Below are 12544 nucleotides of genomic sequence, written 5' to 3'. Positions count from 1 at the left end.
AGTAAAATGTATGAGAAATAGGTCTAATCAATTGTTTTTAAGTGTGCTGGCCGTTGCGTTCGTAGTCATTGTACAGGCACAAACCCGTGTTAGAGATGATTTGGCAAAAAGTAAATGGGTCAGTCTGGACGCCAACGATAAGTTGCAATACCAACGGTTGCCACAAGGCGACCAGATTATGGATTTTTCACATGCCGGCTATAAGGGCGGGGGGATAGCGCTACCTGATATAGCTGTGCGTATTACGGTAAAGCCTTCCGAGACTGGCGATGATACGAAGACTATTCAGGCCGCAATAGACAAGGTTTCGGCCATGCAACCGGATGATCACGGATTCCGTGGCGCCATATTGTTAACGCCGGGCACGTTTACGTGTTCAGAGACCATCACCATTACTGCTAGCGGAGTGGTGTTGCGCGGCAGCGGTACGGGGCTTGATGGGCCGGGCAGCACCATTCAAATGGTCGGCGGCAAACATACTGCCATCGTAGTTAGTAGGCCACGCAATCGAGGCACAGAGGGTGTCACTGAATCAGCCAAAACGGTATTGGCCGATAGGTATGTGCCTTCGGGGTCAACGGTGTTTACCGTCGAGAGCACGGCTGGTTTGGCTGCGGGTGATACCATTCAACTCCGGCGGCCGGTAACCAATGCCTGGATCGAATTTATGGAAATGCATAACCTGGTCAGGGATGGCAAGCCCCAAACCTGGCTACGCGAAGGCACCCGAACCGTTACTGAACGACGAATTAACGCAGTGGAAGGCAACCAGATTACAGTCGACGTTCCGTTGACCGATTCATACAATGCCGTTTACCTGAATCCACCGGGTACGGAGGTTGTCAAAATCAGTGAACCGAATCGGCTTAATCTGTGCGCAGTTGAATATCTGCGCATCGTTTCGCCTCCACAGCCTTTTAACCATGCGCAGCAATTGTATGCCGCGATAAGGTTGAATGGCGAAGACTGCTGGATGCGCCACGTACGCATTGAAGAAACGATGAACAGCGTCAACATAGGCGGCCAACGGATTACGTTGCAGGAGGTGTCGGTAATCCGTAAGGCGCGGCACGAGGGGTCTTCCAAGCCCTCGGAGTTTTCCCCGAATGGTGGTCAGGTGTTACTTGATCGCTGTTCCGTAGAAGGAGACAATGTGTGGTTCGCTGCGACGGGTGGTGGTATATCCGGCCCGATTGTGTTACTCAATTGTACCTTTCAAGGAAATGGCCGTATCGAAGGTCACCAACGGTGGACTACCGGTATTTTATTGGATAATTGTCGTCTACCCGACGGTGGCATCGATTTCAAGAACCGAGGATCTATGGGGTCGGGCCATGGATGGGGAACAGGCTGGTCCGTAGCGTGGAACTGTGTAGCAAAATCGTACGTGGTGCAGCAACCACCCGGCACCCACAATTGGGCCATTGGGTGTATCGGGGAAAGCACCCCGCTTCCCCGTCCGTTTGACCGATCGCTCCTGCTGCCCGAGGGCACATTTGACGCCCACGGCACACCTGTGACGCCACAGAGTCTTTATTTGACACAATTGGAGGAACGATTGGGGAAGCAGGCATTAATCAACATTGGCTATCCATAAATTAAAATGATCGTCTTGCCAATACTTCTTAACATTAGGCCAATATCCCTTACAGGAGAGACAATACTTGTTTATACATTTGGGAGTAGGTGATTTTCGATAATCATGAAAAATATCAGGTATCTTTCTTTTTTGATTTTGATTCTCTTTCAAGTCAATTTATCGGCAAACGAAGTCGTTCATAGCCCTGACGGAAAGATTGATTTTAAAATCTCTGTTGTTGAGAACGGAATCAAATATTCCGTAAGTTTTTTGAAGCAGCCGGTTATCGAAACGTCACCCATGCATATGATATTGGATGGGAAGGATTTGTGTGCCCATGCTGAACTCGGTAGCGCAGAAAAATATTCGGTGGATGAAAAATATCCGACAAGAGGTGTGCATTCCTTGGCGATAAATAAATGTAACGGAGTGAAAATTCCCATTATCGCTGAAAATAACACCAAATATTTTATTGAAGTCCGCACGTATAACGATGGTGTAGCCTTTCGGTTCATTATTCCCGGCGACCATCAACGTCGTATCCCAGATGAAGCAACTGTTTTTAATCTCCCGGCTTCGTCGACCGTTTGGTATCATGATTTCTATTGGCATTACGAAGGTGTACATTTGAAGAAGCATATTTCAGCGGTAGCGGAAGGGGAGTGGGGAGCGCCACCATTAACGTTTAAGTTGGCCTCAGGTCATTACGCAGCGATCAATGAGGCAGATTTGAGGAACTATGCCGGTATGTCGCTACAGGCAGATGGCAACGGCGGATTTGTAACGCGGCTCGGCCATATTCAACCCTCTTCCTACCCCTTCGCCCATGATTATACGCTGCAGGATGCAATTCGTCTGTCGGAAATTGCGGCCATCCAGGGAGATATTACAACGCCCTGGCGGACGGTCACCATCGGCACCGATTTAAACACGATGGTAAACTCCGATTTGCTTACCAATTTATGCCCGCCGCCTAATGAAGCGCTTTTTCCAGATGGGATTGAGACCGATTGGATAAAACCCGGCCGTTCTGTTTGGGCATGGTTAGATGGGGGCGACCGTACGATAGAGGGAATGAAAATGTTCTCGAAATTGGCTGGCGAACTGGGTTTTGAATATAATACGGTAGACGCGTTTTGGGGCAGGTGGACGGACGCGGAGATTAAAGATTTGGTGGATTACTCGGCAAAATATGGTGTGAAGATTTGGCTTTGGCGGCATGGTAGGGATATACAGAATAACGAGGAACGCCGAGCCTTTTTTAAACGTTGCCGTGATTTGGGTGTGGTCGGGGTAAAACTGGATGCGTTTTCTAATGAGTCTAAGGAATTCATCGACCTTTATCAAGATTGTTTGAAAGATGCTGCTGAGTTTAAATTGATGGTTAATTTCCATGGAAATAACAAGCCCAGTGGAGAATCGCGTACCTGGCCGAATGAGATGACCCGCGAGGGTATAAGGGGGTTGGAGTATGGTAAGAATCAAGGCGCTTGGGCGACACATAATGTTACGTTGCCGTTTACACGTCTGCTTGCCGGGCATGGAGATTATACGCCGATGGTGTTTGGTGAGCGACGCCTGGAAACCACATGGGTTCATCAGGTAGCGACCGCCATCGTTTTCACATCGCCGGTACTCATATTCGGTGCAAATCCCCATAGCTTGCTCGAAAATCCTGCCGTAAATGTAATTAAAGACATCCATGGCTCTTGGGATGAAACGTATGTTTTACCAAATAGTGAAATTGGAGAGTTAGCGGCATTTGCCAGAAGAAAAGGAGATACGTGGTTTTTGGCAATCTTAAACGGAGATGCTGCGAAGCGATTCCAAGTGCCCCTTACTTTTCTGGAAGAAGGAAATTGGTATGAAGGAACGGTATTAAGTGATAGAGCAAGTAATCCTGCATCTATAAAAATAGACAAGGTTTTTAGCCGATCTACAGATGATATACCTGTTCATCTAAATGCTGCTGGCGGTTTTGTAGTACGGTTCAAAAAGGTCAAACAATAGCTTTTTATGTTAAAAGTGAAAATAACTGAATGATGAAACGAAGTGTAAGCTTAATCAAACCGTATATGAAATTTTTTACACTATTAATTCTTACGCCACTTTTGAACACTAGTCAATTGTCGGCATCTTCAATCAATACCCCGCTCGGTTCTGATAAGGTTGCCAGCTCCCATTGGGCGCAGGTCACCGTTAAGGGGAATGTCTCAGATGATCAAGGCGTTTTATCCGGGGTATCGATCAAAGTCAAAGAAACAGCTAGCGCCACCGTTAGCGATCAAAACGGAAACTATGAAATAAATGCGCCTGCAAATGCCACGTTGGCGTTTAGTTTTTTGGGTTACATTCAACAAGAGGTTGCAGTTAATGACCAGTCCGTTATCAATGTCATTTTAGTGCCGGATTTAAGGCAACTGGAAGATGTGGTGGTTACAGGTTATCGTACGCAAAGCCGGGGGAGTATAACCGGGTCGGTGTCGTCCGTTAATAGTTCAGACTTTAAGGATACGCCGGTTGACAACCTTTCTAATGCGTTGTCTGGCAGGTTGTCCGGGGTCACCATAACGCAGGCCGCTGGAACACCGGGGATGGAATCTTCGATCAGGGTACGGGCACAGGGGACATTTAATAACGCCGATCCGCTATACGTTATCGATGGCATTGTAAGTGATAAATTCGCATTCGATGGATTAGGGCCAACGGAGGTGGAGAGTATTACCGTATTGAAAGATGGGGCTTCAGCCGCAATTTATGGTTCTAGAGCGGCCAATGGTGTTATCTTAGTGACCACAAAAAGAGGTAAGGAAGGAACTCCTCAGTTGTCTTATAACGGACTGGCTGGCGTGCAAACACCTACTAAGCTCCCTGAAACACTTAACGCATACGAACATGCTTCTCAAATAAACCATCAATTAAAATATACGAATGTCCCAATCACCGACGCCAGGTATTATACGCAAGATGAGTTGGATTATTTTAAAACGAACTCTTGGAATTGGGTGGAGGAAATGTGGAAGGATCCAATAACTACTCAACATTCGTTAGATGTGAGTGGAGGAACATCCACGGTACGGTATTTCTTGGGAGGTTCCTATAATTATGCTACGGGAACCTTCGATAATGTAGGTTACAAAAAGTTGAATTTGCGAGGCAATGTGGATGTTTCAATAACGAAAGACCTTAAGGTTTCGCTTGATTTGAATACAGACAAGCGGAATACGAATGGACCCAGTTGGGACATTAACAATTGGAGATTGGAAGACCTATACAAGGCTTTGTTGTTAAGATCAAGTATGGTACCTCCATATATCAATGGGCTGCCCGTAGGCAATTGGGTAGAATGGCATCCGGGTGTAGTACTCGATCGCAGCTCAGCCGGATACAACGACAGGGAATGGAACGGACTCAATTATACCGTAGCGTTAAATTATAAAGTACCATTTATTGAAGGGTTGAGTGCGAAAGTCTCCTATAATAAGTATAATAGAAATCGGTATATCAAACAGTTTAACCTACCGTATAATATGACACTCTTCAATACCCTAGGCGAACATAATCACATCGTGGGAGACCAAGTTGTCGGTACCAGACCCCGGGCGGCTGCCGAATTTTTACAGTCGAGATATGACAAGGGCGACCGATACCAGCTCAATGCCCAACTGAATTTTACTCGAACTTTCAATAAACACCATGTGGATGCGTTACTGGTCTATGAACAGGCAGAAGAAAACGACTTGTATTTCAGTGGCCGTAGGGATGATTTTATCTCTGCTAAAATAGACCAGTATGTCGGAGGCAGCAATGTGAATTCAACAGTAGATGGGTCAGAAAGTGAATTGGCCAGATTGTCTTATGTTGGGTTGGTCGGTTATAATTATGCACAGAAATATCTTTTGGAGGCATCTTTCCGCTATGACGGGTCGGTTATTTTCGCGCCAGAAAAGCGCTGGGGATTTTTCCCTTCCGTGTCTGCGGGATGGCGGATTTCCGAAGAATCTTTTTTTAACGGTAATGGGTTTGTAAATGACCTTAAATTGAGAGCGTCTGTTGGTATGCTAGGGAATGATGCCGTAGGTAACTTCCAATGGTTGCAATCATACAATATCGTGCCAGGAGCGATTTTCGATCAGGCATCTTTCGGATTGGAGCAAGGCGTTCTGGCCAACAGGGCTATAACCTGGGAAAAGTCACTTTCGTACAACGGGGGTATCGACGCTCAGTTTTTAGACAATAAGTTCAACATCAAAATTGATGGTTTCTTTAGGCATACGTACGACATCCTCGGATCGCGGCAATTAAGCATTCCAAGTACGTTAGGCGCTACCTTACCTGATGAGAATTATCAGGAAATTGATTCCCGAGGCTTTGAAATTGAATTGGGGTATGCAAACCAAGCGGGAAATTCCGATAAGTCAATCGCTTACTTTGTACGAGGAAACTTCGGATATGCAACCAATAAAGTAGTCAAGTTGGACGAAGCAGAGAATATACGTCCTTACCTATCGAAAATAGGCCGCCCGGTGAATGGGATTTTAGGATATGTAGCTAGCGGTATCCTACGCACACAGGCTGATCTGGACGCCCTACCCGAGGGCTATACCATCTTGGGCGTGGCTCCTCAACTGGGTATGTTAAACTACAAAGACCTTAGAGGGCCGAATTCAGATTCACCCGACGGCCGGATTACTTCAGACGATCGGATGTATATTTCTGACTATCGTATTCCTCCGATGAATTTCGGGCTGTCTTTCGGTGCTTCCTTCGGTGCCTTCAGTGTTGATGTACTGCTGCAAGGGGTTGCTGGCGGTAACGCTATGTTGCCAACATCAGGAAGGGATATCCAAGCAAGAGCAGAAGAGGCGTCATTCGCATACTGGGCTGATAGTTGGTCTCCGGAAAACCCGAATGGAGAATACCCCGGCTATCGGGTAACAGGTTACCGTACGCGTTTTGACGAATCAACGTTTTGGCTTATGGACCTTACGTTTTTACGATTTAAGAACATGAATATTTCATATAGCCTGCCACAAGGGATACTTAGGGGGATCAATGTGAAAAGTACACGGATATTTTTCACGGGGTCGAATCTTTTCATGCTGTATAGCGGCAATAAAATTTATGATGCGGAGATGAATAACATCCAATCTTATCCCATGATGGCGACGTATTCTTTCGGATTAAATATCGGACTATAATTTAAACTGGTTTTATTATGAAATTCTATAACTATATATATATAGCGCTGGTTGGCTGCCTTCTGAGCGGTTGTGAAAAGATTTTAGATAAGAAAGACCTCGGTAAAATAGGTGAAGCGGACAATGTATGGAATGACATTGATTTGGCTACTGCTTACGTCAATCGGATACACGCACAATGCTTGCCGGAATGGAATACGTCAAACGCAGGTATTTCTGATGAAACCGCTGGAAGCGGAAGCTATATGTACGGGCAATTAACAGAAAATTCGGTCGACTATTGGCCGTATGATCATATCAGAAGAATCAACATTTTATTGGCGGAGATTGATCAGGGTACCCTAGAAGATGCAGACAAGCAATGGCTAAAAGGTCAAGCGTTGTTTTTCAGGGCATGGGAATATTTCGAGCTGGTAAAATTATATGGGGGAGTACCGCTCATTCTTGAGCCTCAGCAATTGACAGATGACCTGTTGGTGAAAAGAAGTAGCACCTCCGCATGTATGCAGCAAATCATTGCGGATTTGGATTTAGCAATCGCATACCTGCCAGCAGTCTCCCAGGGTTCGACCGAAAATAACGGTCGGGTACATAAAGGAACGGCTCTGGCCGTAAAGGGAAGAATACTGTTATATTATGCCAGCCCGCAGTTTGATCCCAGTCAAGATGCCAGCGGCCGCTGGCAAGCTGCCTATGATGCTAATTTTGAAGCTAAAGCATTCTTAGAAAGTATGGGATTCGGTTTATATCCCAGCTTCTCTGAATTGTGGTTTGAAGAAATGAATAAGGAAAGCATTTTTGTGAGAAGATATCAGTACTCCCCAAGCGATCCAGCTAGTTATAATAACTGGGCAGCCGCCACTCGTCCATTGGATGTCTCGCAAGGGTCGACCGGTGGCAATCGGGCGACATGGGATATTGTGCAAGCTTTCCCAATGAAAGATGGGAAAGCCATTGATGATCCTACCTCTGATTATGCATATGACCCCGATTACTTTTGGCTGAATCGTGACCCACGTTTTAACCAGACAATTGTCTATAATGGAAGCTTGTGGGAACTTGGGATGTCTGCAAGACAAAGCGGACGGATTCAATGGACATATATCGGGTCTGAACAAAACGGTCCGACGCCATCAGGTTTTTATACGAGAAAAGCGGTAGATGAGAACCAAAGTGCAATTCAAGCCTTCAACAGCAGCACGGATTGGATTGAACTTCGGTTTGCCGAAATGTTGCTAAATCTGGCCGAAGCGGCAAACGAGATCGGCAAAACCGATGAAGCCTATGCAGCGATAGTGGCATTACGCGCACGAGCAGGAATAGACCCAGGGGCCGATAATAGTTATGGTTTGGTTAGTGGCATGGACATCGCTCAAATGCGAGACGCGATTATGTTGGAACGAAAGATTGAATTCACCTTTGAGAATAAACGTTATTGGGACCTAAGAAGAAGAAGACTGTTTGAAGATGAATTAAATGGAACCCGTCGCTATGGGTTGAATATTATGTTGGAAGTTCCAACGGATCAATGGAACGCTGTACGTAATTCAATGACTTCGCAAGAGCTCATCGATCATTTGAACACAAATTATACGGACTACTTTGAGAGCGAACTTAAACTTCTGGACACCCAGTTTGACATAAACTGGAAGCCGGAATACTACTTTTTTGCCATCCCGACTGAGCATTTACAATTAAATAGTAATTTGGAACAGACAAATGGCTGGCCGGGAGGAACTTTTGATCCTTTGCTATAGAAAACATCATCGGCAACCAACATTCATTATGAGAAAGATGATTGGTATCACCGGATGTTGTCTCTTGTTCGCCATCCTACCAACCCATGCGCAGCAACAAGCCGCCTTGTGGGATGAGTATGTGCGAGCTTACAAATCCGGTACATCTGCTACGGCACCTGATTTTTCCTACGCTGGCTACCACTTTTCGGAGGAAGAAATCCCTGATGTCTCAAATCGCAAACGCTTTGATGTGACCTGCTATGGTGCCATGCCCAATGATGACCAGCCGGATGAGGCAGGTATTCAAGCGGCAATAGACGCTGCCCAAGCTCATCCGGGCGGAGGAGTTGTGTTTTTTCCACCAGGAAGGTTCTTGGTGTCTGCTGATACGGCCAGCCGCCGTCAACTTCATGTCAATTCAAGCAACATCGTGTTGAAAGGTAGCGGCAGTGGTCGGGGAGGAACAGAAATCTACCAGGCCAACATCTGGGTGGGACGCCGGCTGTTTCTTTTCCAGCCACCCAGCAGCCGGTCCGGACGATTGACAACGGTGGTAAGCGACATGCCCCGGGGAAGCTTCTGGGTGGATGTGAAAGATGGAAGTAGCCTGCGCCCCGGACAGCACGTAGTGCTTAGACACCGGAGCGAAGTGTTTACAAGGAAATATTTTGGAGAATTGCCACTCAATCCGAAGTGGGATAGGTTGTTTGGCCCCCGGGGAGGGATGCAGATTCAGGAAATACACGTTATTGAGCAGGTGCAGGAAAACCGCATACGGTTCAAAAATCCCATCCAGTTTGATCTCACCCTGGTAGACGCAGCACCGTTCGAATTGCATGCTTTCGAATCGATCACCGAATGCGGTGTGGAAGATATCCTGTTTACCAGCAATTGGCGCAGCTACCCAGAAGATTTCGTGCATCATAAGGATGTCATTCACGACAGCGGTTATATGGCTCTGGGGATGGAAAATGTCCGGAATAGTTGGATACGAAACTGCGAATTCCGCGATTGGAATGACTGTATCCATATCCGGGCAGGCTTTGCTGTTACTGTTGAAAATGTCATTTTCGGTGGAAAAAAAGGCCACACTTCCATTCATGCGCGCAGTTGCTACGGTGTACTGATTAAAGACTGCCATTTCAACGGCGCACACCATCATGGGCCCGGCATCGGATACGGGGCCGTATCGTCAGTAATTACTCGCTGTACACTAGGCGAAGATCAAAACATCGACATCCATTCCGGACAACCCTATGCCAACCTATTCGATGATATCGACGGTGGCATATTTGCCAACCTAGGGGGGCCGGAGCCCGGTTTCCCACATCACGGCAGGCACTTGGTATTCTGGAATTTCAGGCACAGCTCATCACGCGACAGACACTATAACTTCTGGGATACGGAGCGGCGACGCAATTATACCATCGCTCATCCTATTCTGGTAGGCTTTCAGTCGGATAAACGCGTCACATTCGAAAACACCGGAATTAATCAGTTGCAAGGAAATGCTGCGAAGCCTGCCTCGTTGTTCGAGGCCCAACTGGCATTACGTTTATCCAAGGAATAACCACATAAAAACATGCATATGCAAAGAATGATTATGGGCATGATTGCGCTGTTTTTCATTACGGCAGCCTGTAAAAAGGACCCATCTGAAGTTGAAAAGCTCAATGAGCGCATACAAGGCTCGTGGAAACTTGTTTCCAACAAAATCGAATACTTCGATGGAGAAGCCAAAGATTTTGAGGATATCATCGAGGCCGATGAATTGATGAATGAAATTGACTTCATGCCTAACCTCAGGTCAAGGGTTATATTGCGCAATGGTGAGGTTACGCAAACGGAATACAACATGATTAGGCATTATGAGGAGCTCTACCTCGAGTTGCTAGATGCCGCTATTTTTGAATCTCACGTCTGGAAAATCACTTCATTCACCGAAACCGCTATGGAATGGAAAGCCTTTTATTCCAATATCCAATACGAGAACACCGAAACAGGTGAGATTAAAATATCAGACAACATCGTAATCACCCTGCTTCTTGAACGGAAATAACCCAGCGACTTATGCGGAACGTTGCATACTTCTTTTGCCTGATACTACCCATTGGGTTGTATGGACAAGCAGGGGGCACTATTGCCTTTGAAGGAACGAATGCGTTGCGCATCGCCAATACCTATCAAGTCAACCAGAATATTTTTCTGTTGCAGGCCCAGTTAACCGAACGTGGATACCAGGTAGCTGTCGACCGAAAAAACAATATCCTGATCACTCGTGATTCCCTTATCGAAGGTGGAGGTATATCGTATGTCATTTCAGCGCGGATACAGCCCAACGAAATCATATTAACGGGTCAATACCAAACGGCGGTTGTTACCTCTGTCCTGAGTAATCGACAGGAGATTTACACCTACGATATCACACATGAAGGCCGACCCAACTCGTTGTCGAAAAGGATGTTTCGGGTGCTGGAGGAACTTGCCAGAAATTTGGAAGGGACATTATATTTTATCAAAGAAAAGAAAAAACGGACTACGCTTTTTTGATGGCATGCCTAAATCTTTGACGAAGATGTATGCCGTTATTGGTTGAGCTGGAGCGGGGCTGACTATCGTCGGAAGAAGGGGTGAGTCCGCCAGATGCTTTAAGCCAATTTGACGTAATAACCCGCCAATAAAAGGGATAAACAACTCCATAAATGCCCATATTTTAGTCCATTGGTAGTTGATACTTTTTAAAATCATTGGCAAATCGAATTTATGAACCTCAGAATTACGTTTTTTATTCCGGTGGTGTTTACTGGGTTGATTGTTTTGGCTGCGTTTAGGCACATACCGGCAATTAATAATGCAGGGTTAAAGCTGCCAGCGGGTTTTAAAGCCGTTGTTGTAGCGGATAATGTAGGAAAGGCGCGCCATCTCGTGGTTACTCCCCAAGGCAACCTATATGTGAAATTAGCCCGGGTTGTAGATGATCAAGGAATCTTATATTTATCTGATACGAATGGAGATGGTAAACTCGATAAACAGCAGGGATTTGGAAACTACGGCGGAACAGGTATCTACCTGAAAGACGACGTGTTATATGCTTCATCCAATGAGGAAGTATTTAGCTATGCGTTGAATGACAAACACGAGGTGATTAATCCCGGAAGCCCAGCGCTATTGGTAAAGGGGCTGGTGCGTGGAAGGCAGCACGACACCAAATCCATTGTGCTGGATAATGATGGAAATATCTATGTCAATATCGGAGCCCCCTCAAACTCCTGTCAGGAAAAGGATCGGACACCCGGATCAATGGGAAGACCCGGATGTCCATTGCTGGATTCGGCTGGTGGTATATGGCGGTTTAGAGCCAACAAAACGGATCAAAGTTATGCCGAAGGAATGCGCTATGCTACGGGGTTGCGAAATGTGGTCGGGTTGGATTGGAATCAGGAAACCAACACACTGTTCGTGATGCAACACGGCCGGGATCAGTTGCATGGTCTTTTCCCTGACCTCTACGATGAAAAGACGTCTTCGGAGGTGCCTGCCGAATGCATGTATCAAATCAAACAAGGCGACAACGCCGGTTGGCCCTTTGCCTATTATGATCAATTGCAAGGCAAAAATATCCAAGCGCCTGAATATGGTGGAAATGGGAAGAAGGAAGCCAGCAAGGAATTTATCGATCCCGTATTGGCTTTCCCGGGACATATGGCACCCAATGGGTTGTTGTTTTATACCGGAAATCAATTCCCAGAGCGTTACCAAAACGGGGCTTTTGTTGCATTTCACGGTTCGTGGAACCGCACGCCCTTTAACCAAGAAGGATTTTACGTAGTTTTTGCACCGTTTAAAGACGGCAAACCCACGGGAGAGTGGGAAGTCTTTGCCGATGGATTTGCGGGAACGGACACCGTGACCTCTCCCCGTGATGCCAAATACCGACCATGTGGACTTGCCCAAGGGCCGGACGGAGCACTGTATGTAACCGACGACGTGAAAGGGCGAATATACCGCATCAGTTATCAATAAGC

At 46.4% G+C, this 12544-nt stretch carries 8 protein-coding genes; all 8 read left to right on the top strand.

What is annotated here, in order from left to right:
• Positions 1-10 precede the first annotated feature (10 nt).
• The 8 genes from VNQ80_RS10045 to VNQ80_RS10010 all read left to right on the top strand — a co-directional run bounded on the left by VNQ80_RS10045 (position 11) and on the right by VNQ80_RS10010 (position 12542).
• A complete protein-coding gene (locus VNQ80_RS10045) occupies positions 11-1597 on the top strand; it encodes a hypothetical protein (protein WP_325638067.1) in 1587 nt (528 codons plus the stop codon).
• Positions 1598-1702: 105 nt separating this feature from the next.
• Positions 1703-3589, top strand: a complete 1887-nt coding sequence (locus VNQ80_RS10040) for a glycoside hydrolase family 97 protein (protein ID WP_325638065.1) — start codon at positions 1703-1705, stop codon at positions 3587-3589.
• A gap of 65 nt (positions 3590-3654) precedes the next feature.
• Positions 3655-6780 carry a TonB-dependent receptor gene (locus VNQ80_RS10035; RefSeq protein WP_325638063.1) on the top strand — a complete coding sequence of 1042 codons (3126 nt, stop codon included), beginning with the start codon at positions 3655-3657 and terminating at the stop codon, positions 6778-6780.
• A 17-nt stretch (positions 6781-6797) separates the two neighbouring features.
• Complete coding sequence (locus VNQ80_RS10030; RefSeq protein WP_325638061.1) at positions 6798-8537, top strand: RagB/SusD family nutrient uptake outer membrane protein; 1740 nt, start codon at positions 6798-6800, stop codon at positions 8535-8537.
• A gap of 28 nt (positions 8538-8565) precedes the next feature.
• Complete coding sequence (locus VNQ80_RS10025) at positions 8566-10089, top strand: DUF4955 domain-containing protein (protein WP_325638059.1); 1524 nt, start codon at positions 8566-8568, stop codon at positions 10087-10089.
• Positions 10090-10107: 18 nt separating this feature from the next.
• Positions 10108-10578: a hypothetical protein gene (locus VNQ80_RS10020; protein ID WP_325638057.1), complete on the top strand. Its 471-nt coding sequence runs from the start codon at positions 10108-10110 to the stop codon at positions 10576-10578.
• A gap of 11 nt (positions 10579-10589) precedes the next feature.
• Positions 10590-11069: a hypothetical protein gene (locus tag VNQ80_RS10015; RefSeq protein WP_325638055.1), complete on the top strand. Its 480-nt coding sequence runs from the start codon at positions 10590-10592 to the stop codon at positions 11067-11069.
• 213 nt (positions 11070-11282) lie between these two features.
• On the top strand, positions 11283-12542 hold the full coding sequence (locus VNQ80_RS10010; RefSeq protein WP_325638053.1) for a PQQ-dependent sugar dehydrogenase: 1260 nt from the start codon (positions 11283-11285) through the stop codon (positions 12540-12542).
• The last annotated feature ends 2 nt before the right edge of the window (positions 12543-12544 follow it).

It is taken from the genome of Parapedobacter sp. (assembly GCF_035556095.1).
In the GTDB taxonomy this organism is placed as follows: Bacteria; Bacteroidota; Bacteroidia; order Sphingobacteriales; family Sphingobacteriaceae; genus Parapedobacter.
Note: the sequence above shows the minus strand (reverse complement) of the source record. Positions and strands in the feature narration are given on the sequence as shown.

What these genes read in the sequence shown, in the direction of transcription:
- VNQ80_RS10025 (WP_325638059.1), top strand. Translation starts at nt 8,566, where the DNA reads ATGAGAAAGATGATTGGTATCACCGGATGTTGTCTCTTGTTCGCCATC.
- VNQ80_RS10040 (WP_325638065.1), top strand. Translation starts at nt 1,703, where the DNA reads ATGAAAAATATCAGGTATCTTTCTTTTTTGATTTTGATTCTCTTTCAA.
- VNQ80_RS10010 (WP_325638053.1), top strand. Translation starts at nt 11,283, where the DNA reads ATGAACCTCAGAATTACGTTTTTTATTCCGGTGGTGTTTACTGGGTTG.
- VNQ80_RS10020 (WP_325638057.1), top strand. Translation starts at nt 10,108, where the DNA reads ATGCAAAGAATGATTATGGGCATGATTGCGCTGTTTTTCATTACGGCA.
- VNQ80_RS10035 (WP_325638063.1), top strand. Translation starts at nt 3,655, where the DNA reads ATGAAATTTTTTACACTATTAATTCTTACGCCACTTTTGAACACTAGT.
- VNQ80_RS10015 (WP_325638055.1), top strand. Translation starts at nt 10,590, where the DNA reads ATGCGGAACGTTGCATACTTCTTTTGCCTGATACTACCCATTGGGTTG.
- VNQ80_RS10045 (WP_325638067.1), top strand. Translation starts at nt 11, where the DNA reads ATGAGAAATAGGTCTAATCAATTGTTTTTAAGTGTGCTGGCCGTTGCG.
- VNQ80_RS10030 (WP_325638061.1), top strand. Translation starts at nt 6,798, where the DNA reads ATGAAATTCTATAACTATATATATATAGCGCTGGTTGGCTGCCTTCTG.